Here is a 25,217-nt window from a genome sequence, read left to right on the forward strand (position 1 = left end):
CGAGCATACCTACTCGTGCGTAGGGTTACGCGCGAGTAGCCAATTCTTCCGGAAGGCGCACCTGATGACTGACTTCGACCCGGCCACCTTCGCCAACGTGGGCCCCAAGGAGTTCGCCCAGCTGGTCAAGTCCACCCCGGACGACAAGATCGCCCAGGTGATGTCCGGTGACCTGCGCGGCAAGGTCCTGGGCGAGGTGTTCGGCCGGATGCCGTCGCTGTTCCGCGCGGACCGGGCCGGTTCCACCAACGCGGTCATCCACTGGATCATCACCGGTCGCCCCGACGGCGGCAGCGACACCTACGAGGTGGTCATCGCCGACGGCACCTGCGTCGTGAACGAGACCCCGCAGCACGACCCGAAGCTGAGCCTCACCATGGGCCCGGTCGAGTTCCTGAAGATCGTGTCCGGTGGCGCCAACCCGGTGATGATGTTCATGACCGGCAAGTTGAAGGCGAAGGGCGACCTCGGCCTCGCCGCCAACATCGCCAACCTTTTCGACATCCCCAAGGCCTGACATGGCTGAGTTCTCGCTCGACCTGAACGAGGAACAGCGGGATCTACGCGACTGGGTGCACGGCTTCGCCGCCGAGGTCGTGCGCCCAGCCGCCGCCGAGTGGGACGAGCGCGAGGACACCCCGTGGCCGGTGATCCAGGAAGCCGCCAAGGTCGGCCTCTACGGCTTCGAGTTCCTCGCCACCTGCTGGGCCGACCCGACCGGGCTCTCCCTGCCGATCGCCAGCGAAGAACTCTTCTGGGGTGACGCCGGCATCGGCCTGAGCATCTTCGGCACCTCGCTCGCCGTCGCCGCCATCTACGGCGCCGGCACCCCCGACCAGATGGTCGAGTGGGTGCCGCAGTGCTTCGGCGACGTCGACTCGCCGGCCGTCGCCGCGTTCTGCACCAGCGAACCCGAGGCCGGCTCCGACGTCGGCGCGATGCGCACCCGGGCCGTCTACGACGAGGCCACCGACGAGTGGGTGCTCAACGGCCAGAAGGCGTACGCCACCAACGGCGGAATCGCCGGAGTGCACGTGGTCACCGCCTCCGTCGACCCCGCGCTCGGCTCCCGGGGTCAGGCGGCGTTCGTCGTACCGCCGGGCACCCCCGGCCTGGCGGCCACCCGCAAGCTGCGCAAACTCGGCCTCCGCGCGTCCCACACCGCCGACGTCTTCCTCGACGGGGTACGCGTACCCGGCCGCTGCCTGCTCGGCGGACGGGACGCCCTGCAGGAACGCCTCGACCGGGCCCGCTCCGGTCAGCGCGCCACCGGACAGGCCGCGATGCGCACCTTCGAGCTGTCCCGACCCACGGTCGGCGCCCAGGCGCTCGGCGTGGCCCGGGCCGCGTACGAGTACGCGCTGGACTACGCGAAGGACCGGGTCCAGTTCGGACGGCCGATCATCGAGAACCAGGCGGTCGCGTTCGCGCTGGCCGACATGCGGATGGAGATCGACGCGGCCCGGCTGCTGGTCTGGCGGGCCTCGTGGATGGGCCGCAACAACCGTCCGTTCACCGCGGGCGAGGGATCGATGTCCAAGCTCAAGGCCGGCGAGGTTGCGGTGTCGGTCACCGAGAAGGCGGTGCAACTGCTCGGCGGGGCCGGCTTCCTGCGGGACCACCCGGTCGAGCGCTGGTACCGGGACGCCAAGATCTACACCATCTTCGAGGGCACCTCCGAGATCCAACGACTGGTCATCTCCCGGGCGATCTCCGGGATGCAGATCCGCTGACCGACCGACGGCCCGACCCTTCGCCACGGGTCGGGCCGCCGGCGGCCCGGATTCCACGATCTGTGCCGTCTTCGTCACCCCACGCCGACGCCAACTGGGCCTCCAGCCGCGCTCAGTGCATGATCAAGGAAAGAAGCCCTGATGGGCGGGGAGTCGGTCGCCCCGTCCGCGCACCACCCCGAGGAGGTCTGCGGCATGGACCTGCCGTTCATCGTTGCCACGCTGACCCGCCGCGGGCTGCTCACCCCCGGCAGCCCGATCCGGGTCGCCTCGCAGCTCAACGCGTTGCGGACGTGGGGGTGGAGCTTGGCGGGCGAGCTGCGCCAAGCAGCCGCCCGGGACCCGGGCCGCCCGGCCGTCATCGACGAGGACGGCGTCGAGCTGACCTACCACGACCTGCTCGACCGGGCCGAGCGGATGGCCCGCTCGATGCGGGCCGGGCTCGGCGTGCAGGCCGGCGACCGAATCGGCGTGCTCTGCCGCAACCACCACGGGCTGATCGAAACCATCGTCGCCGCCACCCTGCTCGGCGTCGACGCGGTGCTGGTCAACACCGGGCTCAGCGCCGCCCAACTGGGCACCGTCGCCGAGGAGCAGCGGCTGCGGCTCCTGGTGCACGACGACGAGTTCGCCGAGCGGGTCCTCGGCCTCCCCGCCGAACTGCCCCGGCTCGACGAACGCGCCCGCGAGGAGTTGGTGGCCGGGGCGCTGCCGGGAGACCTGCACCCGCCCGAGCGCGACGGCCGGATCATCGTGCTCACCTCCGGCACCACCGGCACGCCCAAGGGCGCTCGCCGGCCGACGCCCGGCGGCTTCGGCCCGCTGGTGTCCATCATCGACCGCATCCCCCTGCACGCCCGGAACCGGGTGATGATCGCCGCGCCGATCTTCCACACCTGGGGATTCGCCGCTCTCCAGGTCTGCCTGGCACTGCGGGCCACCATCGTGCTGCACCGCCGCTTCGACCCGACCGCCACGCTCGCCGCCCTTACCGCGCACCGGTGCGACGCGCTCTTCGCCGTACCGGTGATGGTGCAGCGACTGCTGGAGGTGCCCCCGCCGGACCCGCGCCCCCCGCTCAAGGTCGTCGCGGTCAGCGGCTCCGCCCTGCCCGGCGGGCTGGCCCCCAAGTTCATGGACGTCTACGGAGACGTCCTCTACAACCTCTACGGGTCCACCGAGGTCTCCTGGGCCTCCATCGCCGACCCGCAGGACCTGCGTCAGGCGCCCACCACCGCCGGTCGTCCGCCGCACGGCACCCGGCTGGAGATGCTCGACGAGGACGGCCAACCCGTGCCGGACGGACGGGTCGGGCGGATCTTCGTCGGCAACGAGATGCTCTTCGAGGGCTACACCTCCGGTGCCAGCCGGGAAACCCGCGACGGCCTGCTCGACACCGGCGACCTCGGCCGGCTCAACGCCGACGGGCTGCTCTTCGTCGACGGCCGGGCCGATGACATGATCGTCTCCGGCGGTGAGAATGTCTTCCCGTCCGAGGTGGAGGACCTCCTCGCGCAACTGCCGCAGGTCCGCGAGGCGGCCGTGATCGGCGTACCCGACCCCGAGTACGGCCAGCGCCTGTCCGCGTTCCTCGCCCTGCACCCCGGCGAGACGCTCGACCCCGAGGCGGTGCGCGAGTACGTCCGGCACTTCCTGGCCCGGTTCAGCGTCCCCCGAGACGTGATCTTCGTGAAGTACCTGCCCCGCAACGCCACCGGCAAGGTGCTCACCCGCGAACTACGCCGCTACTACGGCTGACCGCCCTTCACGGGTAGAGGGTCAGGCCCGGCGCCCGCGCCAGCTCGACGAGCTCCTGCGAGGTCAGCAGCGCGTCGCGGGCAACCCGGTCGGCCGGACCGCCGTACCCGTGGAGGAGGTTGCCCGCGGTGACCGTCACCGACGTGCCGTCCACCCGCATGAGCTGCACCCAGCGCAGAGTGCCCCCATCCGGGTCCGTACTGGTGCTGAGCATCGCCACCCCGTCGTCGCCCAGCCCCCACACCTCGCAGTTCCGGGCGTCAGGCGCGGCCGCACAATCCGCCTTCGCATCGGCCCGCGTGAGTTGAACGGCCACCTTCAGATGGCTGTGCCGCCCGTCGCGGCTGAGTGTCGCGATCGTCTCGTACTGCCGGTGTGGAAGTTGGTACGCGAACTGCGGCCGATCGCACTCGGGCACCGCCCCGGTCACCGTCAGGTTCGTGGGCACGGTGGTGGCCAGCGCGGCCCTCAGCGCCGCGGTCAGTCGAGGTACGCCCGCCTGCCACGGCTCCGTCGGGCGCACCCGCACCGTGTCGTACGTCTGCGACGACGGCTCCGGTCCGCTGGCCAACGGCTCCGGTCCGCCTCCCGACGAATTGGGCCCACCGCCCAACGGGATCGGTGCCGGGCAGAGCGACGTGTCGCCTGATCCGGAACTCATCGGCGGCAGGGCCATCCCACCCGGTCCCGGCACGGCGACCAGGATCGGCACCGCGACGGCCGCGACGGCCGCGGCCACCCCGGTGCCGGCCAGCGTCCACGCCCGGTGCCGACGGCGCTGCCGGTCGGCGGTGATCAACCCGTCGAGATCGATCCGGCTCGGCGGCGACCCGGCCACGGCGTCCCGGAAATGCTTCGTCAGCTCATCCATCGGTCCGTACCTCCTCGATTCGAGTCGGCACGTCGACGAGGCGACCACGCAGCGCCTCGATCGCGCGAGCCGACTGGCTCTTCACGGTGCCGGCGGAGCAGCCCAACTCTCGGGCGGTCTCCTCGATGGACAGGTCACAGAAGTAGCGCAGCACCAGGACCGCCCGACGACGCGGAGGCAGTTCCGCCAGCAGAGCGAGAATGGTCAGTCGGTCGGCAGCACCGTCCGTGCCGCTGGCCGCAGCCGGCGGCTCCGGCAGCTCGGCCCAGGCGGCCTCGCGTCGCCACGGCCGGCGCCGCTCGTCCAGCCAGACCCGCAACAGGGTCCGCCGGACGTACGCGTCCGGGTTGTCCATGGCGGACACCCTCGGCCAGTGTCTGAGCAGCTTGACCAGCGCCGTCGACACCAGATCGTCAGCCGTGTGCCAGTCGCCGCACAACAGGTACGCCGTGCGGCGCAACGGCTCCAGCCGCGCGCCGACGTAGTCGCGGTAGCCCTCGACATCGACCGGCATCCGCCGCCACCCCCTCGCCTCACTGAGCAAACGGAGGCGAGGCGGGTCGTGGTTGCCCGGGTTCAGCCGGGAATCGTGATCCGATCCTCGATCGCGGCGGCGGCGATGTCGGTGCGGTGCTGCGAGCCGGCCAGCTCCACCCCGTCCACCAGCGCGTACGCGGCGTCCCGCGCGGCGGCCAGGTCGGGGCCGGTGGCCGTACCGCACAGGACCCGGCCGCCGGCGGAGAGCAACGCGCCGTCGCCGGCTCGGCGGGCGGTGCCCGCGTGGATGATGCCGGCGCGGTCCGCGCCGGTGATCACGTCACCGGTACGCGGCGCGGCCGGGTAACCCGCGGAGGCGAGCACCACGGTGACGGCGCTGCCGTCCCGCCACCGCAGCGGCGGGTGCTCGGCCAACGTGCCGGTGGCGGCCGCGTGCAGCAGCCCACCCAGCGGAGACTCCAGCAGCGCGAGCACCACCTGGGTCTCCGGGTCACCGAAGCGCGCGTTGAACTCGATCACCCGAGGGCCGGCGGCGGTGATCGCGAGCCCGACGTAGAGCAGGCCCGCGAACGGGGTGCCCCGACGAAGCATCTCCGCGAGCGTCGGGTGGACCACATCACGCATCACGTCGTCGACCAGGCCGGGCGGAGCCCAGGGCAGCGGCGCGTACGCCCCCATGCCGCCCGTGTTCGGCCCGGTGTCGCCGTCGCCGAGCCGCTTGAAGTCCTGTGCCGGCACCAACGGCAGCGCCGCCTCGCCGTCGGTGACCACGAAGAGGCTGACCTCCGGGCCGTCGAGGAACTCCTCGACCACGACCCGTCCACACTCGCTGGCGTGCGCCAACGCGGCGGACCGGTCGTCGGTCACCACCACGCCCTTGCCGGCGGCGAGCCCGTCGTCCTTCACCACGTACGGCGCGCCGAACTCGTCCAGCGCCCGAGCGGTGCTCTCCTCGTCCGTGCAGACGTACGCCCGGGCGGTCGGCACGTCGGCAGCGGTCATCACGTCCTTGGCGAACGCCTTGGAGCCCTCCAGCTGAGCGGCCGCACCAGATGGGCCGAACACGGCGATGCCCTTGGCTCGTACCGCGTCGGCGACCCCGGCGACCAACGGCGCCTCGGGCCCGACCACCACCAGGTCAGCCGCCAACTCCACGGCCAACGCCGCCACCGCGGCCGGATCTGTGGCAGTCACCGTCCGCAGCTCGGCCACGCTCGCGATCCCCGGATTACCCGGCGCGGCAACAAGCGCGGAAACGCCCGGATCGCCCGCCAGCCCAAGCGCGAGCGCATGCTCCCGCCCGCCACCACCCACCAAAAGAACCCGCACAACCCGAGATCCTACTGTCCCCCCGCACCCTCCCGTCCCCGTCGGCCCTCGGTGATCAAGAGGTTTGCGTCAGGGATGGACTCGTTCTTGACGCAAACCTCTTGATCATCTGCGATGGGCGGCTGCGATGGCTTGGCGGACTGTGTGGGGGATGTAGCTGGGATGGAGGGTGTCCTGCCAGGTGAAACGGAGGATGGTCCAGCCGGCGTTGACCAGGCGGTTCTGGCGGCGGCGGTCGGCATAGGCGGCCTCCGGTGTGCCGTGCGCGTCTCGGCCGTCCGCCTCGGCGATCAGTCTTGGGCCGCGCCAGCCCAGGTCGCCGATGCCGAGCAGATAGCCGTCGTCGTCGCGCACTTCCAGCTGTAGCGCGTCTGGCGGCACCCGCCCGTCCACGCACCGCAGCCGGCTACGCGTCTCCAGCGGCGACTGCGCCCGCCCGTCCGCCTCGGCCAGACAGGCGTGTGCCACGACCGCGCCTCGCCTCCCCCGGATCAGGTTCGGGATGGCCGCCAGCTGCGCCGGATCGATGCGGCCCTGGTTCAGCGCCGAGTCGAGGACCGATACCGCTGGGTAACGATCGACCCGAAGGATGACGTCCGAGACTGTGCGAAGCGAAGAGGTTGCCGGGATGCCCGCAACCTTGACGACGTCGCCAGGGCCGACGGTCACCTGATGCACGGGCAACCACGGCACCAGAGCGCGCTGGGGCCGGGGTCGATCGACTGGCACCGAGACGTGGACCTGTGATGTCCGGTGAAGACCCGCGATGCCGTGCAACTCCATCGCAGAGTCCAGAACAGCGAAGGCGCCTGGGCCGAGGCTCGTGACCGCCGCGCGGATTCGCGCCCGCCGGCGCGTCGAATCACTCAGCTCCGCTTCTGGAAGGAAGCAGCCACGGAGAAGCCGCTGCCACCTGCCGGACCGGTGCAACTGTCTGACCTGATCCTTGGTCAGACCGGCACGCAATGCCTGGCCCAGGGTGACCATGCCGTCCTGCTCAGCGGCGATTTGGCGAAGAAGCTGGTGCGCACCCACACCCACACCCTGCCCACCCACACCACCCCACCGAAGCCCCTGTGGACAACCCTCAAACGCCTGTGGATAACCACCGCACACGCCTCGGTGATCAAGAGCTTTGCGTCAACTCGTAGGGAAATCTGACGCAAACTTCTTGATCACCGAGGCCATGGGGAGGCCCGGGCGGGGCCGTGGGGTGGGGTTAGGGGAGGAGGGGGTGTAGGTGGACGTTTTCTTCTCGGCCTGGGCCTACGCCTACGACGCTCACCCTCGTGTTGCAGAGTTCCTCTACCCGGGCGATGTAGCGGCGGGCGTTCTCCGGGAGGTCGTCGATGGTGCGGGCCTTGGTGATGTCCTCCCACCAGCCGTCGAGTTCCTCGAAGACGGGCTTGGCGTGGTGGAAGTCCGTCTGGCTCATCGGCATGTCGTCGACCCGGACGCCGTTGATCTCGTAGCCGACGCAGATCGGCACCTTGGGCAGGCCGGTGAGCACGTCCAGCTTGGTGATGACCAGGTCGGTGACGCCGTTGAGGCGGCAGGCGTACCGGGCGACGACCGCGTCGAACCACCCGCACCGGCGCTCCCGCCCGGTGGTCGTGCCGTACTCCGCGCCGATCTTGCGCAGGTGGTCACCGTTGGCGTCGAACAGCTCGGTCGGGAACGGCCCGGCGCCGACCCGGGTGGTGTACGCCTTGCTCACCGCGATGACCTTGTTGATCGCGGTCGGCGGGATGCCCGCGCCCACGCAGGCGCCACCGGCGGTCGGGTTGGACGAGGTCACGAAGGGGTAGGTGCCATGGTCCATGTCGAGCATGGTGGCCTGGGCGCCTTCCAGCAGCACCGTGTCGCCCCGGTCCAGGGCGTCCCAGAGCATCGCCCGGGTCTCCGCGATGTACGGCTTGAGCCGCTCCGCGTACGCCAGGTACTCCTCGACGGTCGCCTCGAGGTCGATCGCCTTGCGGTTGTAGACCTTGAACAGGATCTGGTTCTTCTCGCGCAGCGCGAGTTCCAGCTTCTTGCGCAGGATGCCCGGGTCGAGCAGGTCCTGGAGGCGGATGCCGATCCGGGCGACCTTGTCCCCGTACGCCGGGCCGATGCCGCGGCCGGTGGTACCGATCCGGGACGAGCCGAGGTACCGCTCGATGACCCGGTCCAGCGCCCGGTGGTGCGGCATGATCAGGTGCGCGTCACCGGAGATCCGCAGCCGGGACACGTCGACGCCGCGCTCGGCCAAGCCGTCGATCTCGGCGAGCAGCACCTTCGGGTCGACCACCACACCGTTGCCGATGACGATCATCGCGTTCGGTGAGAGCGCGCCGGACGGCATCAGGTGCAGCGCGTACTTCTGGCCGTCCGGGGTGATCACCGTGTGTCCGGCGTTGTTGCCGCCGGAGTAGCGCACGACGTAGTCGACCCGCTCACCCAGCAGGTCGGTAACCTTGCCCTTGCCCTCGTCGCCCCACTGAGCGCCGATGAGCACGATCGCTGGCATCTTTTCCGCCTCCAGAAGGCTCGGGTGCCAGGTGGCGACCGCTCGGCGAGCCCGGGGTGTCAGGTTAACAAGTAGTGACGGCGTGGCCGGCAGGGGTCGCGTCGAGAGGCAGGAGGCTCCTTCCGTGTACGACGTGGTGCTGCTCACCCTCGGTTCGGAGCGGGACGCTCCCGGGGGCTGCGGCAGCGGCGGGGCCTGCTGCGGCGGTGCGACCGCGGCCGACACCGCCCCGACGAGCCAAACCGACACCGGCCAGGCGAAGACCGACCGGACCAACGCCGGCCAGGGCAACGCCAGCCAGGCCGACGCCGAGCAGTGCGCCACCGAGCGGCCACGGGTGCCGGTGCTGGCGTGCGCCGACGCGCTGAACGCCCGGGGCGCCCGGGTGGAGATGGTCACCGCCCGCTCCGACGCCGAGATCGACGCGGTGTTGGCCCGGCTCGACGGCCCGGCCCGCCCGGACGGCCTCACCTGGCCGGACCCGGACAGCAAGACCCGGCTGGTCGTCGCCACGGCCAGCGATGGGCAGTTGCGCGCCGTGCTGCGCCGGCTGGTCAAGCGGTACGCCCCGGCGCCGAGCAAGCGCCCAGCGGACCTGCCGGGCAACCGGACCCTGCCCGACCTGCCGCCGGTGGCCGTACTCCCGCTTGACCCGGCCCGTGGCGGCACCCACCGGGACCTTGCCGCGCAGCTCGGGCTGCCCCGTGACCCGGCGGCGGTGGCCGCCGCGGTGCTGGACGGCACGCCGCGCCGGCTGGACCTGCTCCGCAACGACGGCGGCTCGGTGACCCTCGACGGCGCGCTCCTCGGCGCGGCCGACGACGCCGGCCGGCCGCTGCACTGGCGCGCTCGGGTGGAGGTCGACGACACCATCCTCACCGACGGTGCAGAACCGCTGCTGGCCTGCGCGGTCGGCAACGCCGGCGGGTACGCGACGCTCGACGACGTGACGCTGCTGACCGCGCCGGACCCGGCCGACGGCCAGGTCGAGGTCGCGGTGGCCGTGCCGGTGGTCGTCCGCTCGGCGTGGGGGCGCAAGCGGGTACGCCTCGAAGTTCGGCGGGCCCGTGGGCGGGCGGTGTCGGTGCTGCCCAGGGAGGGCAAGGTGCCGTACCTCGACGATGGTGTCGAGGGCGAGCTGACCCGGAAGCGTTCCTGGTGGATCGAGCCGGGGGCCTGGGCGGTCTGGTCGATCTGACTCGACCGCGTCGACCGGTCGACCTGCCTGCGCCGATCGGCCCTGTTGGGCGAATGGGCCTATCCTCGCAGGAGGACTGGGGAGGGCCGTAATGGACGAGAACGCCGACCGGGCGCAGGTGCCCGGCCAGCAGCCGGTGCCGGAGCGGGACGTCGAACCACTCTGGCCGCCAGATCCCGGCGACCGGGGGGCGGTGCCGCCCTGGGCCGCGGTGGCCGAGCAGCGGGGTGGGCCGTCGTCGGTCGCGCCGCCGGTCACGCCACCGGTGGCAGCGCCGCCGATCGCACGACCGCCGGTTCCCGGCCAGCCTGGCGCTCCGGCCCAGCCGCCGCCCTCGCCGTCGGACTACCCGTCGCTCACCGGCGCCGTTCCGGCGCCCGGGGGGTGGGGGGCCGGCGGCCCGTCCGGCACCGGGTCGGGTTGGGCGCCGGCGCAGCCGAGTTGGCCACCGCCGACCGACCCGGCCGCTACGCCTCCGCCGCCCGCTCCGCCAGCGACCGGTGCCCAGCCGACGCCGCCGCCAGCCGGCCCCGGGCGCAACGGCGGGCCAGCTGGCCCCGGCATCCCCGCTGCGACACCTGACGTCACCTCCGCGCCGAGGGACGGCCGACCCGCCGCGAGCGCCAGTGCCGCAACCGGCGCGGCAGGCCAGGCCGGCGAAGCTACGCAGGGACAGCCCGGCGACCGGGGTCCGACCACCGCGCCGATCACCCCGGGCGGCGTCGACCTGAACCTGCCGTTCACCCTGGACCAGCCGACCGCTCCCGCCGACCGCCCCACCGCAGCGGCAGCCGCCGGCCACCCCACCACGGCCGCGGCCACCGACCGGCCCATCCCAGCCGCCACCGCGTCCGCCGCCAGCCCGAGCGCCACCGACAGGCCGACGGCCGCTGCCCCCGCGCCGGCAGACTCCTCGACCGCCGGCCCCGCAGCGACCGGACCGGCACCGCAGGTCGGCGGGCCCGCACCGCAGGTCGGCGGACCCGCACCGCAAGCCAGCGGACCCGCACCGCAAGCCAGCGGACCCGCACCGCAAGCCAGCGGACCCGCACCGCAGCCTGGTGAGCCGGCACCGCAAATCGGCGGGACGGCGCCAAAGCCGGGTGGGCAGGCGCCGCAATCTGGCGGGCCGGTGCAGCAGGCTGGTGGACCAGCACCGCAGGCTGGCGGGCCAGGTGAGGACGGGGCCGCCGACGGGCCGGCGCGGCCGATCGCCGAGTCGCCGTGGGCGTACCCGCCGCAACGTCCGGCCGGGGCGGCCGCGCCCGCTCAGGACGAGGCCGGCGCGACGCCTCCGATCCCGCCGCCTCCCGTCGTCCCGCACGCCGGTCCCGGGCAGGCGCGTCCCGGGCAGCCGTTCACCCCGGCCATCCCCGGCCAGGCCGGCCCGGCGCAGATCCCGCCGCCGCCCGACCTGACGCAGTTCAGCAACCCACCGCACGGCAATCCGGCACCGCAGCACGCTGCTGGGCAGGCTGGGCCCGCGACCCCACCGCCCGGGCCGTTTCCGCCCTCGCCGGGTTGGTACCCACCGCCCTGGCAGCAGGGCTCGCCCGGCGGCACGCCTGGGCAGCCGTACCAGGAGGCCGATGGGGTGACCCGGGTGCCGGCCCCCGCGTACCCGGACGCGACCGCCTACCCGGACGCGACCTGGACGCCGGAGGACACCGCCGCGCCGACCGCCGAGGACTTCGCCCGACGCCGCCAGGTTCGACCCGCCGACCCGGTGGCGACCATGGGCGTACGCGCGGTGGTCAACAAGATGGGTCTGCTCCGGCTCTCTCCGGGGCGGCACGAGCAGGAGCTCAAGCGGGACATCGAGATGGTGCGCCGCAACTTCGGCGGTCTGCGGCAGGTGACCGTGGTGAACCCGAAGGGCGGCGCCGGTAAGACGGTGGCCATCCTGCTGCTCGCGATGACGTTCGGTCAGAAGCGCGGTGGCTACGTGCTGGCCTGGGACAACAACGAGACCCAGGGCACCCTGGGGATGCGCGCCCAACAGGACTTCCACTCCCGCACGGTGCGGGACATGCTGCGTGACCTCGGGCAGTTCCAGGGGGCGCACGGGCGGGTCGGTGACCTGTCGCAGTACGTGCGCTCGCAGGGCGAGGGGATGTTCGACGTCCTGGCCTCGGACGAGTCGGCCACCGGTGGCGAGATGTTGACCGCCGCCGCGTTCGCCGAGATCCGTGAGGTGGTCAGCCGGTTCTACAAGTTGATCTTCGTGGACACCGGGAACAACGTCCGGGCGCAGAACTGGCAGGCGTCGATGGACGCCACCGACCAGTTGGTGGTCACCATGTCGGCCCGTAACGACTCGGCGGAGACCGCCGCGCGGATGCTCGACCACCTGGAGCAGAGCGGCCGGCAACGGCTGGTCCGTCAGGCCGTGACGGTGGTGTCGATGCCGCCGTCCCGCAAGGAGATCGACCTGCCGGCCATCCAGGAGCACTTCGCGGCCCGCACCCGGGCGGTGTTGCTGGCCCCGTACGAGCGGCTCATCGACAGTGGTGAGCCGATCCGGTACGGCGGGCTGTCCTCGGCCACCCGGGACGCCTGGCTGAAGATCGCTGCCGCGGTCGCCGAAGGGCTGTAACCGACCGACGGCCGGCCCGGTGTCGGGCCGGCCGTCGGGGCGGGGTCAGTTGCTGGCCAGCGCGTCCGCCGCTTCCGGGTCGCAGTCGCGCAGGAATTGGGCACAGCGGGCCGCCTCGTCGGCCTCGCCGATCTCGTCGGCGGCGCGGGACAGCACGTACAGGCAGCGGAGGAAGCCCCGGTTGGGCTCGTGTGACCACGGCACCGGGCCGTGTCCCTTCCACCCACTGCGGCGCAGCTGGTCGAGGCCCCGGTGGTAGCCGGTGCGGGCGTACGCGTACGCCGTCACCACCTGGTCCTGCGCGAACGCCCGGGCCGCGAGTTCCCCCCAGGCGGCGCTGTAGGTCGGGAAGCGGGCCGCCACGCTGGCGTACGCCTCGTCGGTGCCGGCCTCGTCGGCGGCGGCCAGGGCGGCGTCGGCCTCGTCGTTCACGGGCAGGCGGGTGGCCGGTGGCTCTGGCAAAAGGTTCTGCATCGCCCCATTCAACCCGCTGGACAGGGCGACACGCGAGCGGGTCGGCCGACGTGTTCCGCTGAACGGCTGAGGAGTTGGTCACGCCTGCGGCCTATGCCGCTGCCTGGTGTTTTCCACTACAACTAATGGTCCGGAGCCTCCCCAGGAACCGGTAGTGCGGGAGCCCGGTGGCCACGACCACCGGGTTCCCGTCGGTTGCACCCCGGCCCGAGGTTTGGCCAGCCCCGGCGGAGGGGCAGGATGGCCGGGTGCCGACCCCACCTCCCGCCGACGTCATCGAGCCGCAGCTGCACGCCGGCGAGATCCAGACCCGGGCCGAGTTCGACCAACAGCTGGCCACCGGTCGGCTGACCGGACTGACCGTGCAGGGCCTGCGGCTCGACCTCGCGCCGGTGCCCGACCTCACCGGCATCGACGTCGCCGGCACCCTCTTCGTCGGTTGCCGCTTCGCGTCCCGGGACGTGGGCGCCGACCTGGTCCGGCGCGGCGCGAACGTGGTGCCGCCCTTCTCGGGGTTGCCGTACCCGACCCAGCCGACGCACCTCTACACCCCGGACGACCTGGCCGCCGGGTTCGCCGAGGGCGGGTTCACCGGGATGTACGACACCCGGGTGTACGACCACTACCGAGCGCACGGCGGCGCGCTGCCGGACGTCAAGGAGGCGCTGGGTCAACGGCTGCACGACCACGGCGTGGACAACGCGCTGGCCGACGCCACCCGGGTCTGGCTGGCGGCGCACGGGCCGCAGTCGGTGGTGGGCATCATGGGCGGTCACGCGGTGCGGCGCGGTAGTCCCGCGTACCGGATGGCGGCCGTGCTGGGTTGGGAGCTGGCGCGGGCCGACCGGCTGGTGGTGACCGGCGGCGGCCCCGGGGTGATGGAGGCCGCGAACCTCGGCGCCTTCCTGGCGGACCGGCCGGCGACCGAGGTGACGGCGGCGATCGACCTGCTGGCCACCGCCCCCGACTTCACCGACCACCACAGGTACACGGCCACGGCGCTGACGGTCCGGCAGCGGTACGCCGGGGTGCCCCGGCAACGTGGCGACGATCTGGGCTGGTCACGTGCGGGTGGTCTGGCCATTCCGACCTGGCTGTACGGGCACGAGCCGGCGAACCTGTTCGCCGGGCGGATCGCCAAGTACTTCTCGAACGCGATCCGGGAGGACACCATCCTGCGCCTCGCACGGGGCGGCATCGTCTTCGCGCCGGGGCGGGCGGGCACGGTGCAGGAGGTGTTCCAGGCGGCCACCAAGACCTACTACGGCACCGACGGCGCCAGCGGGGCGTACATCTTCCTGGACCGCGCCTACTGGACCACGGAGCTGCCGGTGGAAGCGCTGTTGCGCCCGCTGCTGGCCGCGTCCCCGTTCGGTGACCTGTCGTCGACGATCCACCTCACCGACGACGTCCGCGAGGCCGCACGCCTGCTGACGACCTGACGACCTGACGACCTGACGACGACGGCCGGCACCCCGGGTGGGAGCCGGCCGTCGGTGGGACGTCGTTACTTGGTCATCGTGGTGCCGGTGGAGCGCAGGTGCTCGCAGGCCTCAACGACCCGGGCGGCCAGGCCGGCCTCGGCGGCCTTGCCCCAGGCGCGCGGGTCGTACTGCTTCTTGTTGCCGACCTCGCCGTCGATCTTCAGCACGCCGTCGTAGTTGCGGAGCATGTGGTCCACGACGGGCCGGGTGAAGGCGTACTGGGTGTCGGTGTCGATGTTCATCTTCACCACGCCGTAGTCCAGGGCCTCGCGGATCTCGCTCAGCAGGGAGCCGGAGCCGCCGTGGAAGACCAGGCTGAGCGGCTTGTCCTTGCCGTACTTGGCGCCGACGGCGTCCTGGATCTGCTTGAGGATCTCCGGACGCAGCTTGACGTTGCCCGGCTTGTAGACGCCGTGCACGTTGCCGAAGGTCAGCGCCGCCATGTAGCGGCCCTTCTCGCCGAGGCCGAGCGCCTCGACCATGGCCAGGCCGTCATCGGTGGTCGTGTAGAGCTTGTCGTTGATGGCGTTCTCGACGCCGTCCTCCTCGCCACCGACGACGCCGACCTCGATCTCAAGGACGATCTTGGCCTTGGCGGCCTCGTCGAGCAGCTGCGCGGCGATCTGCAGGTTCTCCGCGACCGGCACGGCCGAGCCGTCCCACATGTGCGACTGGTAGAGCGGCTCCTCGCCGCGCTTCACCCGCTCCTGCGAGATGCCCATCAGCGGACGCACGAACCCGTCCAGCTTGTCCTTCGGGCAGTGGTCGGTGTGCAGGGCGATGTTGACCGAGTACTTCTTGGCCACCTCGTGCGCGTACGCGGCGAACGCCACCGCGCCGGTGACCATGTCCTTGATCGACGGGCCGGAGAGGTACTCGGCGCCACCGGTGGAGACCTGGATGATGCCGTCGCTCTCCGCGTCGGCGAAGCCCTTGAGCGCCGCGTTCAGCGTCTGGGAGGAGGTCACGTTGATCGCGGGGTACGCGTACCGGCCGGCCTTGGCGCGGTCCAGCATCTCCGCGTAAGCCTCGGGGGAAGCGATGGGCATGTGATGCGCTCCTTACTTACCACTCTCGGCCGTGCTGGCCGCTGTTCTTCATTTGTGCGCCGGACCGCGCTGTCCTCCGCCCGGAAGTATCCCGTAGGTGAGGTGCACCGGAACAACCGACCCGGGTGCTAGCCGTTCAACGGCGGTCCAGGTTGTCCGGCACGATGACGCTGATCAACCAGGTCACCACGGTCATCACGATGGCTCCCCAGAACGCCGGCCAGAATCCGTCCACCTGGAACGGCAGGTCGAGCCCGCGGGCGATCCGGTCGGTGAGCAGGAACAGCAACGCGTTGACCACCAGCGCGAACAGGCCCAGGGTCAGCAGGTAGAACACGCAGCCGACGACCCGGATCACCGGCTTGAGCACCGCGTTGATCACGCCGAAGATCAGCGCCACCACGATCAGGGTGAGAACGGTGTTGCCACCCGAGCGGCCGTGCACGTCCACCCCGGGCACGATCAGCGTGGTTATCCACAACGCGACCGCGGTGATCGCCAGTCGGATGAGGAAGCCCACGGCACCCATCCTGGCACCGGGTCGCGTCGCCGAGGGCTGATTCCGCCTACTCCGCCTTCCGGGCGGGGCGCCCGCCCAGCCCGTACGGTGGTGGGAACCGTGCCCTGCGACCCCCGGGAGGAACCATGGGTCAGCCCGACGAGGACTTCACCCCCGGCGACCACCTCGCGCCGCACGAACGCGACCCCGAGGCGGACCCGGCGGACGCGGTCGAGCAGGCCACGGTCGCCGGCCCCACCGACGTCGACAGCGAGCCGCACCGTGGCCTCGAGGTCGACGACTGGGACGCGATGGAGCAGGCCCGGGTGGTCACCGGGGACGAGGACGACTACCGCTGACCCGCCGCAGGGTCGACTGCCCGTTGCGACAGAGGTGTCCAACCGTTCGGGTCGTTAGACGGATATCGATCGCAAAGGGTTACCGGACAAGCCGGGGTCTCCCTAGGTTGGACGAGCGCCACCTGTACCCCCACGGGAGGACCCCATGCTCAAGCACTCGCTCCGCTGGCTGACCGGGCTCGGCGCCGCAGGCGCGTTGGTCGCCGCCTCCGCCACCCCCGCCGTCGCCGCGGCCACGATCGAGCCCTACTTCCAGGACGCCACCCTGGCCGTCGGCGCGACGGCGACCACTCGCACCCTGTTCCTGTACGCCGACGAGCCGACGGTCCTCACCGACGTCTCCGTGCGCTACGACTACCGCTCCCTGGCCAACAAGATCACCGTGGCCCCTGCCGACGGCCAGGAGTGCACCGCGCCGGAGCCGGGGGTCCTCGTCTGCGAGGAGCCCGAGGACGTCGTCCTCAACGAGCTGCCGCCTCTGGGCAGCGGGACCTACCGCAACGCGACCAAGCAGGTACGTCTCGGCCTCACCGAGGACGCGCGGCTCGGCGACTCCGGCGACATCGCCGTCAGCTTCCAGGCGGCCGGCGGGCGGCGCGGCAGTTACACCTCGCAGGTCCGGGTCGGCGAGGGGGTCGATCTTGCCGGCGGGCCGTACACCACCGTCTCCTCGAAGCCGGGCGGAAAGTTCTCGGTGCCGCTGGCCGTGGCCAACGCCGGCGACACGACCGTCAGCGGATTCGTCGCGGTCTTCGACCTCGCCTACTCGATCCGTACCAAGGACCGGTTCAGCAACTGCCGCTACTCCGACGACCACCTGGTCTCCTGCCAGTTCGACGAGGAGATCCCGGTGGGTACCGGGCTCGTCGCCACGCTGAACCTCGAACTCGGCAAGGACACGTACGCGCCGACCAACCAGTCCGGCCATGCCCAGTTCATGACCACGGCCGACTTCGAGGACCTGACCCGGGTACGGGAAGCCGTCGGCGCCCGGGCGGCCTCCCCCGGCAGCGGCCCGAAACTGACTCTGAGCGCGGCACCCGGCAGGATGCGGCAGGCCGCCCAGACCGACGTCGGCCCGGGCAACGACTACACCGGGTGGATCATCAAGGCCACCGGCACGAACGGCACCGACCTCGCGGCGATCGGCGCCACGCTCAAGGGCAGGGCCGGCGCGGTCGTCACGGCCACCGTGGGCTTCCGGAACAACGGCCCGGCGACGCTCGACAAGGTCAACGAAGACTACGAGGCGGCCACCCACACCACCGTCGAGCTGCCACCGGGCAGCACCGCCGTCGAGGTCCCCGACAACTGCCAGTTGCGACCGGGCACCCGCACGTACCAGTGCGCCTCCGAGATGCTCCTGGTGGCCGGTCAGACCTACACCATGAAGTTCCGGCTGCGCATCGACAAGGTCATCCCCAACGCCCGGGGCGCGGTGCGGGTCAACGCGCCGTGCGAGTGCCCCGGCGGCGGCAGCTTCCAGGACGACATCAAACCGGCCAACGACAGGGCCACCATCGTGGTCAACGCGCCCCAGAGCGGCGGTGGCCAAGGCGACGGTGATGGCGACGGTGGCGGTGGTGGCGGTGGTGGTTCGCTGCCCATCACCGGCGCCCCCACCACCCTGATCGCCGGTATCGGGGCCCTGTTGCTCGTCACCGGTGCGGGCTGCTGCCTGCTCGCCCGACGCAGAAGCCGCTTCTTCGCCTGACCCACCCGGACCCGACCGGCGCCCCGCCATCCCGTACCGGGCTGGCGGGGCGTCGTCGTGATGTCCTCGTCCGTCAGCGGACGGGATTGACCTGCTCCGGGTGCTGCGCCACCCACTGCGCCAACCGATCCTCTCTCAACGCCGCGAGGAACGCCGGGCCCTGCTTCGGGTCCAGCGGCAACCGCGAAGCGTTGTCCACCGGTGGGCCGACCGGGAGGCTGAGCCCCACCGGGTCGACGGTCTTCAGCTCGGGCAGCACCGCCACCAGCCTGGTCAGCGGCAGGCCGTCGTCGTCGACCGCCAGGCCCTTACCGGCGGCCGACAGCAGCGCGGTGAGCCGGACCGGGTTGGTCAGCACGTCCTGCGCGACCGCCCGCCGGATCAGCGCGGCGACGTAGCGCTGGGCGTTACGGTCCCGGTCGAACGCGCCGTCGGGCAGGTACCGCCGTTGCCGCAGCAGGTCGACGGAGGCAGCTCCGTCGAGCCGCTGGCAGCCGGCCGGGAAGGTCCGGCGGGTGTGCCAGGACCGGACCTCCGTCGGTAGGCACACCTCCACCCCGTCGACGGCGTCGGTGATCCGGCGCAGCCCCGTAAAAGTCAGCACCGCGCCGGCGTCGACGCGTACCCCGGTCAGGTCGGCGACCACCCGGCGGGTCAGGTCGTAGCCGGCGTCCAGGTCGGGCCGGGGCTTGCCGCTGTAGAACGCGCTGTTGAGCTTCTCGGTCCCCCGGCCGGGGATCGACACCTCCAGGTCACGCGGCAGCGAGATGAGGTACGGCCGGCTCCGGTCGGCCGGGATGTGCACCAGCAGGACGGAGTCCGCCAACCGGTGCGACGGTTCCTCGCCGAAGCCGTCCACGCCGAGCAGCAGGACGTTCAGCGCCCCGGACTGCGCGCCAGCCGGTTGACCGGACAACGACGGGCCCTCCGCCGGCCGATCGGGGCGCAGTTGCGGCACCCCGACTCCGAGCGCGGCGAGCAGGGCGAGCGTGACGCCAGCGGCCTGGAACCGCTGCCGGCGGCGACGGCGGACGGCGGCGAGCCGGTCGATCGCGACCCGCAGCGGGCCGGTCGACGGGGTCAACGGCTCGTGCCGGGCGAACGCGGCACGCAGGTCATCCTCGATCATGTTCACGCCTCCACGTACTCGGCCCGGAGCGTGGCCAGGGCCCGGGAGATGGACGAACGGACGGTCCCGACGGCGCAGCCGAGGATGTCGGCGATCTCGACGTCGGGCAGGTCCTCGTAGTAACGCAGCACCAGAGCGGCCCGCTGCCGACGCGGCAGCCGGGACAGCCACGACCAGATCTGATCCCGGTCCACGGCGGTCTGGGCATGATCGGTGGGCACCGGCACCGACGCGTCCGGCTCGCCGCGCAACAGCACCCGACGGACCCACGAACCGCGCCGCCAGTCGACGTACTGGTTGGTGAGCATCCGGCGTACGTAACGCTCGGGCGAGTCCGCGCGGGCGACCCGACGCCAGTTGAGCTGGACCCGGACCATGGTCTCCTGGACCAGATCCTGGGCCTGGTGCGGTTCGCCGGTCAGCATCACCGCGTACCGCAGTAGCGGGGCCAGCCGCGTGTCCGCGAACTCCTCGTACGTCACTGCACCTCCCGGGGGCTCCTGCCTCAGATGACGGGAGTGAACAGACGGAACGTTGCGGCGAGCCTGATCAACCTTTCGGCTGGTCTTGATCAGTGAGCGGCACCGGGGGCGGCGGCCAACCTTAGAGATTCCTTAAGATCCGCACGCTCCACCTGATCCCCCAACTGGAGGAACCCCCCTCATGCTCACCCACTCCACCCGGCGCTGGCTCGCCGGTCTGGGCGTAGCAGGCGCGTTCGTCGCCGCCTCCGCCAGCCCGGCCGTCGCCGTCGAGGAAGCGCCCATCAAGCTGGGCCTCTACTTCGGCGACACGACCATCGCGACCGATTCCGCCGGCAAGGTGGAATCCACGACCGTCTACAGCAGCGCACCGGTCGTGCTCCGCGAAGTCACCGTTCGCTACGACTACCGTGACCTGGCGGACAAGGTCACCCTCGCGGCGGAGACGCCGTCGGAATACTGCACGACCCCCGAGAAGGGCGTCCTGCTCTGCGCCGATCCCTTTGAGATCGGTGTGGAGGAGTGGGGCCTCGGTGGCATCGCCCCCGTCGTCATCGCGCCCACCAAGGGCGCGAAGGACGGGGATGCGGGCACCCTCAAGGTGACGCTCAGCGCCGCAGGTCTCGACTCAGTCAGCCACGACGCCAAGATCCGTCTGGGTGAGGGTGTCGACCTCGCCGCAGGACCGGAGACCGAGGAGTCGGCGACGCCCGGCGGAAAGTTCAGTTCCGCACTCCAGGTGAGCAACGCCGGCGAGACGACCGCCAAGGGTGCGAGCGTCATCTTCTACAACGACTACGGCATCCGCGCGGACAAGCACTACAGCAACTGCACCTACGTGGATGACGAACTGCGCAGCTGCCACTTCGACGATGACCTCGCAGCGGGTGCCACCTACAGCGCCAGCCTCGCCTATCGAATCGGCGAAGACGCGTACGCCCCGGGTGCCGAGTACGGGGAGATCATCTGGATGACGCCTGCGGAGTTCGAGGACTTCGACGCCTATCTCGACAGCGTGGGTGTCTCGGTGGGCAAGCCGGGGACCGACGGGAAGCTCTCCCTCGCCAAGCTCCCCACGAAGGCCGGGACTCGCGGCTTCCAGGCCGACACCGAGCCGTACAACAACGGGTCCGCCCTCATCGTCAAGGTGACCGGCAAGAACGGCACCGACCTTCAGGCGATCGGCGACAACGCCTCGGGCAAGAAGGGCGACAAGGTCGACGTCACCATCGGCTTCCGCAACAACGGACCGGCGACGCTGGACCGCAGCCGAGGCGGCTCGGCGGTCACCCACATGAACGTGGAGATCCCGAAGAACACCACCGTGGTGGCGGCTCCGGAGTTCTGCTCCCCGATCAAGGGTGAGGAGTGGGGCGAGCCGGGTCAGCCGGGCGGCCGGGTCTACGGCTGCTTCCCAACGCCGTTCATCAAGGCCGGCGACCAGGAGACTGCCGACTTCACGCTTCGAATCGACAAGGTCGTTCCGAACGACACTGGCGCCGTCAAGATCAACCTGCCGTGCGAGTGCGACGGCGGCTTCTACGACGACCTGAAGCCGGCCAACGATGTCGCCAAGATCCTGGTGAACGCGACCGGCGGCAGCGGCGGTGGCGACGGTGACGGCGGCTCGCTGCCGATCACCGGTCAGTCCACCGGCCTGATCGCCGGCCTCGGCGCGCTGCTGCTCGCCGCGGGCGTCGGCGGTTACCTGGTGGCCAAGCGCCGCCGGACCCGCTTCGTCGCCTGATCCACCCCGCACCACCGGTGCCCCGTCGACCACCACGGTCGGCGGGGCACCGTCGTTGGACCCCACGACGCCGGGACGCTGGCGTTGAGCCCCACGGCGCGGGCGGGTGGTGACGGGCCGGTCCGACGCGGCCGGGACCCTGGGCTTCGGTACCCTTTGTGGCCGTGGACACAGCTGAGAAGACCCGCGCTCTCGTGGAGAGCGTCGCCCTGAACCCGCTCGATCCCAAGGATCTGTTGCAGACCTTCGGGCTGATCGGCGTGTGGGTGATCCTCTTCGCCGAGACCGGCCTGCTGGTGGGCTTCTTCTTCCCCGGTGACTCGCTGCTGTTCCTCGCCGGGGTCGCCTCGTCACCGGTGGCGGACGCGATCTTCGGCGACGGCACCCGCCTCTCCCTGGCCGGCCTGCTGATCGGTGGGCCGATCTGCGCGATCATCGGCGCCCAGCTGGGGCACTGGCTCGGCAAGCGGTACGGCCGGCCGATGTTCGAGCGGCCGAACTCCCGGCTCTTCAAGAAGGAGTACGTGGAGAAGGCCGAGTACTACTTCCAGAAGTTCGGCCCGGCGAAGGCCGTCGTGCTGGCGCGCTTCATTCCGATCGTCCGGACGTTCCTCAACCCGGTCGCGGGCGCGCTCGGCATGCCGGCCAAGCAGTTCCTGCTCTGGAACATCGTCGGCGCGGTGCTCTGGGTGGACGGCATCCTGCTGATCGGCTACCTGCTGGCCGAGCAGATCTACGAGGCCATCGGCGACAAGATCGACCACTACATCCTGCCGGTGGTGGCCCTGATCATTCTGATCTCGGTGCTGCCGATCTTCTTCGAGTTCCTCCGCGACCGGCGGGCTCGTAAGCGCGGCGAGGCGGTCGCGGTGGTCGCCGCGGCCAGTGCCGCCGGCGCGGTGGATGCGGCCCGTGAGGCGTTCGACCACGACCGGCACCAGCACGGCCATCAGCGCCCGGAGCACGGTCAGGACCGTTGAGGTACGACGACGGCCGGCCCCCTGGTGAGGGGGTCGGCCGTCGGCATGTCGAACCCGGCCTCCGGTGGTGCGACCGGGGACGAGCAGGTGTCAACCACCGGTGGCGCCACCCCTGGCTCGCCACCGGACGCCGTCCCAGCTCGGGGCGGCGTTGTAGTGCCTACGTCAGCGGGCCTTCTTGGTGGCTCGCTTACGCGGCGGGGTCAGCAGGTCGGCGATCGTCGCGATCGCACTCGGGACCAGGCTGTAGTACGCCCAGACACCGCGCTTCTCCCGCTGCAACAAGCCGGCCTCGGTGAGGATACGCAGGTGATGACTGACCGTCGGCTGAGAGAGGCCGAGCGGCGCCGTCAGGTCACAGACGCACGCCTCGCCCTCGGGGGCCGACTGGATCAGGCTGAGCAGCCGCAACCGAGCAGGATCAGCAAGGGCCTTGAGGACCCCGGCGAGACGCTCGGCATCGGCACGTTCGATCGGCTCGCCGTTTAGCGGCGAGATCTGAGGCATAGTCATTTCGGCCAACGCAGTTCCCACGTATTCCATCCTTCCACCAGCAGCATCGATCCGCCTGCATATCAGCAGATCCGAATCGGCAGACTTTTACGCCACAAGGCCGAGGTCAGCCAACGTATAGGCCGCCCGGTACGGCAATCCGGCGGCTCGCACCGCGTCGCCGGCGCCTCGATCAACAATAACCACCACGCCCACGACTTCCGCCCCGGCCTCGCGAAGCGCCTCGACAGCGGTCAAAACACTTCCGCCCGTCGTGGATGTGTCCTCCACCGCCAACACCCGGCGGCCGGCCACCTCCGGTCCCTCGATCCGCCGCTGAAGACCGTGGGCCTTGCCCGCCTTGCGCACCACAAAGGCGTCCAGGGCCCGGCCGGTCGGAGCGGCGGCGTGCAGCATCGAGAGCGCGACAGGGTCCGCACCCAGGGTGAGGCCCCCGACGGCGTCGAACTCCCAGTCGGCGGTGAGGTCGAGCAACACCCGGCCGACCAGAGGAGCGGCCCGGTGATGGAGCGTGACGCGCCGCAGATCCACGTACCAGTCTGCCTCGCGCCCCGACGAGAGCACGACCCGTCCGTGGACCACAGCCAGGTCGGTAATGAATTTACGCAGGTCGTCGTGGTCCCCCATGGCGATAGAGGTTACTGCGCAACTCTGAACGCCGTGTGCGGGGTCCACCCTGATCAGCCCCGCGGGGAACCGATGACTGGCGATGTTCGACTACGCTCAGCGACTGGCCCGACAGCGGCGCGCCAGCGTCGTCCCACCGCTGGCTCCGGGTCGGCGGCCCGGTCGAGGCTCAGTGCTCGTCGCGACCGATCCGGCCACGGGTGTCCCGCGCGACCGCCTGGAGCAGCCGCCGCGGCGCGTGTCGCATGCCGGCGACGACCACCTTGTACTTCCACGCCGGAATGCTGACCATCTTGCCTTTGCGCAGGTCACGCAGGGCTTCGTCCACCACATCCTCGGCCCGCAACCACAGCCACTCCGGCGTCTTGGACATGTTGATGCCGGCCCGCTGGTGGAATTCGGTGCGGGTGTAGCCGGGGCAGAGGGCCATCACCTGAACGCCGAACGGCCGTGCCGACTGCCCGACGGACTCGCTGAAGTTGGTGACCCACGCCTTGCTGGCGGAGTACGTCGATCCGGGCATCGCCGTACCGAAACCGGCGACCGAAGAGACATTTATCACTGCCCCATTTCGCCGTTCAGTCATCGGTCGCAGCGCCGCCAGGGTCAACCGCATGACCGCGTGCACGTTGAGCCGCAACAGTCGTGCCTCGTCCTCCGCCGTGGAGCGCAGGAACGGATTGTTCAGGCTGATCCCCGCATTGTTCACCAGCAGGTGCACCGGAGTGCCGTCGGCGATCCGCTGCTCCACGGTGGCGCAGCCGTCGTCGGTGGACAGATCCGCCGGGATCGTCTCCACCTCGCGCCCGTACGTGGAACGCAGCTCGGTGGCGAGCTCGGTCAACCGCGCCGCGTCGCGGGCGACGAGCACCAGGTGCCAACCGTCGGCGGCCAGCCGTCTGGTGAACGCCGCGCCGATGCCGGCGGTGGCCCCGGTGATCAGCGCCCGGCGCTCGGCGGTCGTGGGGTCGAGCGTCACGGGGCGGTCCTCACCTGGGCGGGTACGGGGGCGCGGGCGGCGCCGACGGGGGCTGGTGCGGGGCGGGCGTGAACATGGGCGGTGCGGTCGGCGTCGTCGCGCGGTGGCGGCCGAACCAGCTGTTCGCCGCCGGCAGCGCCAGAAGCGTAGCTACTACAAGGTAACCGAGCCCCTGTGCGACGGAAAGCCCGGCGTTGAGCGGGATCCACCAGGACGGGTACGCGTCGCCGATCAGGCCCAGCAACTCGGCGAGAGCCTGCTCGCCGGAGCCCAGTTGCAGCGGCGCGGCCCGTTCGCCGACGACCACCGCCACGCTGCAACAGCCGCCGAGGAGGCCGAGCCCGCTGACCACCCAGGTCGCCACCCGGACGCCGTTGCGACCGGCCAACAGCCCGAGGGCCAGGCCGGCGAGCAGCGGCGCGGAGAGCACCGCCACCACCGCGGACAGCACTGCGGACGCGCGGAGCAGAGTCACCACGTCGTTGATCTGCTCCGGGCTGGCCGAGGTGTCGCGGGCGGCGGAGCGGAACGCGTCGACCGTCCCGCCCAGCACCACCAGGTCGACCACGGCGTACGCGAGCGCGGCGACCGCCATCACCAACAGCACGGTCACGGCCGACAGGACGGCGGCGGGCCGGCGGGCCGGTGCCGATTCCGGGTACGACACGACGAATCCCTCCGGTAGGCGT

General features: G+C 71.3%; 24 protein-coding genes. 10 read left to right on the forward strand and 14 right to left on the reverse strand.

The genetic code is table 11. The features are described from left to right. Window positions 1-64: 64 nt before the first annotated feature. The 3 genes from ACIBD9_RS29915 (at window position 65) to ACIBD9_RS29925 (ending at window position 3,491) form a co-directional block, all read left to right on the forward strand. Window positions 65-517, forward strand: a complete 453-nt coding sequence (locus ACIBD9_RS29915; protein WP_124815440.1) for an SCP2 sterol-binding domain-containing protein — start codon at window positions 65-67, stop codon at window positions 515-517. A gap of 1 nt (window position 518) precedes the next feature. Next, window positions 519-1,733, forward strand: a complete 1,215-nt coding sequence (locus tag ACIBD9_RS29920; RefSeq protein WP_396722671.1) for an acyl-CoA dehydrogenase family protein — start codon at window positions 519-521, stop codon at window positions 1,731-1,733. Between the two features lie 195 nt (window positions 1,734-1,928). Beyond that, on the forward strand, window positions 1,929-3,491 hold the full coding sequence (locus ACIBD9_RS29925) for an AMP-binding protein (protein WP_396722714.1): 1,563 nt from the start codon (window positions 1,929-1,931) through the stop codon (window positions 3,489-3,491). A 7-nt stretch (window positions 3,492-3,498) separates the two neighbouring features. Here the strand turns inward: ACIBD9_RS29925 and ACIBD9_RS29930 are convergent, their stop codons facing one another. The 5 genes from ACIBD9_RS29930 to ACIBD9_RS29950 form a co-directional block, all read right to left on the reverse strand. After that, complete coding sequence (locus ACIBD9_RS29930) at window positions 3,499-4,362, reverse strand: hypothetical protein (RefSeq protein ID WP_396722673.1); 864 nt, start codon at window positions 4,360-4,362, stop codon at window positions 3,499-3,501. Beyond that, window positions 4,355-4,876, reverse strand: a complete 522-nt coding sequence (locus ACIBD9_RS29935) for a SigE family RNA polymerase sigma factor (RefSeq protein ID WP_396722675.1) — start codon at window positions 4,874-4,876, stop codon at window positions 4,355-4,357. The genes ACIBD9_RS29930 and ACIBD9_RS29935 overlap by 8 nt, the downstream gene beginning before the upstream one ends. 62 nt (window positions 4,877-4,938) lie before the next feature. Then, window positions 4,939-6,189 carry a phosphoribosylamine--glycine ligase gene (gene purD, locus ACIBD9_RS29940; RefSeq protein WP_396722676.1) on the reverse strand — a complete coding sequence of 417 codons (1,251 nt, stop codon included), beginning with the start codon at window positions 6,187-6,189 and terminating at the stop codon, window positions 4,939-4,941. 105 nt (window positions 6,190-6,294) lie between these two features. Then, a complete protein-coding gene (locus tag ACIBD9_RS29945) occupies window positions 6,295-6,867 on the reverse strand; it encodes an endonuclease domain-containing protein (protein WP_396722716.1) in 573 nt (190 codons plus the stop codon). Window positions 6,868-7,408: 541 nt separating this feature from the next. Then, complete coding sequence (locus ACIBD9_RS29950) at window positions 7,409-8,698, reverse strand: adenylosuccinate synthase (protein WP_387170533.1); 1,290 nt, start codon at window positions 8,696-8,698, stop codon at window positions 7,409-7,411. 124 nt (window positions 8,699-8,822) lie between these two features. On the opposite strand from ACIBD9_RS29950, the gene ACIBD9_RS29955 reads away from it, so the two are divergent. Together ACIBD9_RS29955 and ACIBD9_RS29960 are read left to right on the forward strand one after the other, a co-directional pair. Continuing rightward, the gene (locus tag ACIBD9_RS29955) at window positions 8,823-9,896 is read left to right on the forward strand and encodes a diacylglycerol kinase family protein (RefSeq protein WP_396722678.1); all 1,074 of its coding nucleotides are present in this window, start codon (window positions 8,823-8,825) and stop codon (window positions 9,894-9,896) included. A gap of 832 nt (window positions 9,897-10,728) precedes the next feature. Continuing rightward, a complete protein-coding gene (locus ACIBD9_RS29960; protein WP_396722718.1) occupies window positions 10,729-12,492 on the forward strand; it encodes a chromosome partitioning protein in 1,764 nt (587 codons plus the stop codon). Window positions 12,493-12,537: 45 nt separating this feature from the next. On the opposite strand, the gene ACIBD9_RS29965 is transcribed toward ACIBD9_RS29960, so the two are convergent. Beyond that, window positions 12,538-12,966, reverse strand: coding sequence for a DUF3151 domain-containing protein (locus tag ACIBD9_RS29965; protein ID WP_396722680.1), 429 nt, complete (start codon window positions 12,964-12,966; stop codon window positions 12,538-12,540). A 248-nt stretch (window positions 12,967-13,214) separates the two neighbouring features. Here ACIBD9_RS29965 and ACIBD9_RS29970 point away from each other — a divergent pair, with 248 nt between their 5' ends. Next, window positions 13,215-14,408, forward strand: coding sequence for an LOG family protein (locus tag ACIBD9_RS29970; protein WP_396722683.1), 1,194 nt, complete (start codon window positions 13,215-13,217; stop codon window positions 14,406-14,408). A gap of 65 nt (window positions 14,409-14,473) precedes the next feature. On the opposite strand, the gene fbaA is transcribed toward ACIBD9_RS29970, so the two are convergent. Both fbaA and ACIBD9_RS29980 read right to left on the reverse strand, forming a co-directional pair. Further along, a complete protein-coding gene (fbaA, locus tag ACIBD9_RS29975) occupies window positions 14,474-15,499 on the reverse strand; it encodes a class II fructose-bisphosphate aldolase (RefSeq protein ID WP_124853722.1) in 1,026 nt (341 codons plus the stop codon). 136 nt (window positions 15,500-15,635) lie between these two features. After that, entirely contained in the window at window positions 15,636-16,019 is a 384-nt protein-coding gene (locus ACIBD9_RS29980; protein WP_030491363.1) for a phage holin family protein, read from the reverse strand. 125 nt (window positions 16,020-16,144) lie between these two features. Between ACIBD9_RS29980 and ACIBD9_RS29985 the strand changes: the two genes are divergently transcribed. Together ACIBD9_RS29985 and ACIBD9_RS29990 are read left to right on the forward strand one after the other, a co-directional pair. Continuing rightward, window positions 16,145-16,357: a hypothetical protein gene (locus ACIBD9_RS29985; RefSeq protein ID WP_387170523.1), complete on the forward strand. Its 213-nt coding sequence runs from the start codon at window positions 16,145-16,147 to the stop codon at window positions 16,355-16,357. Between the two features lie 145 nt (window positions 16,358-16,502). Further along, the gene (locus tag ACIBD9_RS29990; RefSeq protein WP_396722685.1) at window positions 16,503-18,071 is read left to right on the forward strand and encodes an LPXTG cell wall anchor domain-containing protein; all 1,569 of its coding nucleotides are present in this window, start codon (window positions 16,503-16,505) and stop codon (window positions 18,069-18,071) included. Between the two features lie 73 nt (window positions 18,072-18,144). Here the strand turns inward: ACIBD9_RS29990 and ACIBD9_RS29995 are convergent, their stop codons facing one another. Both ACIBD9_RS29995 and ACIBD9_RS30000 read right to left on the reverse strand, forming a co-directional pair. Further along, the gene (locus ACIBD9_RS29995) at window positions 18,145-19,200 is read right to left on the reverse strand and encodes an LCP family protein (protein ID WP_396722687.1); all 1,056 of its coding nucleotides are present in this window, start codon (window positions 19,198-19,200) and stop codon (window positions 18,145-18,147) included. 2 nt (window positions 19,201-19,202) lie between these two features. Further along, on the reverse strand, window positions 19,203-19,682 hold the full coding sequence (locus ACIBD9_RS30000) for a SigE family RNA polymerase sigma factor (RefSeq protein WP_387170517.1): 480 nt from the start codon (window positions 19,680-19,682) through the stop codon (window positions 19,203-19,205). A gap of 181 nt (window positions 19,683-19,863) precedes the next feature. Here ACIBD9_RS30000 and ACIBD9_RS30005 point away from each other — a divergent pair, with 181 nt between their 5' ends. Beyond that, a complete protein-coding gene (locus tag ACIBD9_RS30005) occupies window positions 19,864-21,429 on the forward strand; it encodes an LPXTG cell wall anchor domain-containing protein (protein WP_396722689.1) in 1,566 nt (521 codons plus the stop codon). A 158-nt stretch (window positions 21,430-21,587) separates the two neighbouring features. Beyond that, window positions 21,588-22,409 carry a DedA family protein gene (locus ACIBD9_RS30010; RefSeq protein ID WP_396722691.1) on the forward strand — a complete coding sequence of 274 codons (822 nt, stop codon included), beginning with the start codon at window positions 21,588-21,590 and terminating at the stop codon, window positions 22,407-22,409. A 165-nt stretch (window positions 22,410-22,574) separates the two neighbouring features. Here ACIBD9_RS30010 and ACIBD9_RS30015 read toward each other — a convergent pair whose 3' ends face one another. From ACIBD9_RS30015 to ACIBD9_RS30030, 4 genes are all read right to left on the reverse strand, one after another. After that, the gene (locus tag ACIBD9_RS30015; RefSeq protein ID WP_030332125.1) at window positions 22,575-22,952 is read right to left on the reverse strand and encodes a helix-turn-helix transcriptional regulator; all 378 of its coding nucleotides are present in this window, start codon (window positions 22,950-22,952) and stop codon (window positions 22,575-22,577) included. Window positions 22,953-23,009: 57 nt separating this feature from the next. Next, on the reverse strand, window positions 23,010-23,549 hold the full coding sequence (gene pyrE, locus ACIBD9_RS30020; RefSeq protein WP_112586136.1) for an orotate phosphoribosyltransferase: 540 nt from the start codon (window positions 23,547-23,549) through the stop codon (window positions 23,010-23,012). 169 nt (window positions 23,550-23,718) lie between these two features. Continuing rightward, the gene (locus tag ACIBD9_RS30025) at window positions 23,719-24,528 is read right to left on the reverse strand and encodes an SDR family NAD(P)-dependent oxidoreductase (protein ID WP_396722692.1); all 810 of its coding nucleotides are present in this window, start codon (window positions 24,526-24,528) and stop codon (window positions 23,719-23,721) included. A gap of 10 nt (window positions 24,529-24,538) precedes the next feature. Beyond that, a complete protein-coding gene (locus tag ACIBD9_RS30030) occupies window positions 24,539-25,195 on the reverse strand; it encodes a hypothetical protein (protein WP_396722694.1) in 657 nt (218 codons plus the stop codon). Window positions 25,196-25,217 lie beyond the last annotated feature (22 nt).

It is taken from the genome of Micromonospora sp. NPDC050784 (assembly GCF_044456765.1).
In the GTDB taxonomy this organism is placed as follows: Bacteria; Actinomycetota; Actinomycetes; order Mycobacteriales; family Micromonosporaceae; genus Micromonospora; species Micromonospora foliorum.

Coding starts and splice junctions, on each gene's coding strand:
- ACIBD9_RS29915 (WP_124815440.1), top strand. CDS start 65: ATGACTGACTTCGACCCGGCCACCTTCGCCAACGTGGGCCCCAAGGAG.
- ACIBD9_RS29920 (WP_396722671.1), top strand. CDS start 519: ATGGCTGAGTTCTCGCTCGACCTGAACGAGGAACAGCGGGATCTACGC.
- ACIBD9_RS29925 (WP_396722714.1), top strand. CDS start 1,929: ATGGACCTGCCGTTCATCGTTGCCACGCTGACCCGCCGCGGGCTGCTC.
- ACIBD9_RS29930 (WP_396722673.1), bottom strand. CDS start 4,362: ATGGATGAGCTGACGAAGCATTTCCGGGACGCCGTGGCCGGGTCGCCG.
- ACIBD9_RS29935 (WP_396722675.1), bottom strand. CDS start 4,876: ATGCCGGTCGATGTCGAGGGCTACCGCGACTACGTCGGCGCGCGGCTG.
- ACIBD9_RS29950 (WP_387170533.1), bottom strand. CDS start 8,698: ATGCCAGCGATCGTGCTCATCGGCGCTCAGTGGGGCGACGAGGGCAAG.
- ACIBD9_RS29965 (WP_396722680.1), bottom strand. CDS start 12,966: ATGCAGAACCTTTTGCCAGAGCCACCGGCCACCCGCCTGCCCGTGAAC.
- fbaA (WP_124853722.1), bottom strand. CDS start 15,499: ATGCCCATCGCTTCCCCCGAGGCTTACGCGGAGATGCTGGACCGCGCC.
- ACIBD9_RS29985 (WP_387170523.1), top strand. CDS start 16,145: ATGGGTCAGCCCGACGAGGACTTCACCCCCGGCGACCACCTCGCGCCG.
- ACIBD9_RS29990 (WP_396722685.1), top strand. CDS start 16,503: ATGCTCAAGCACTCGCTCCGCTGGCTGACCGGGCTCGGCGCCGCAGGC.
- ACIBD9_RS29995 (WP_396722687.1), bottom strand. CDS start 19,200: ATGATCGAGGATGACCTGCGTGCCGCGTTCGCCCGGCACGAGCCGTTG.
- ACIBD9_RS30005 (WP_396722689.1), top strand. CDS start 19,864: ATGCTCACCCACTCCACCCGGCGCTGGCTCGCCGGTCTGGGCGTAGCA.
- ACIBD9_RS30015 (WP_030332125.1), bottom strand. CDS start 22,952: ATGGAATACGTGGGAACTGCGTTGGCCGAAATGACTATGCCTCAGATC.
- pyrE (WP_112586136.1), bottom strand. CDS start 23,549: ATGGGGGACCACGACGACCTGCGTAAATTCATTACCGACCTGGCTGTG.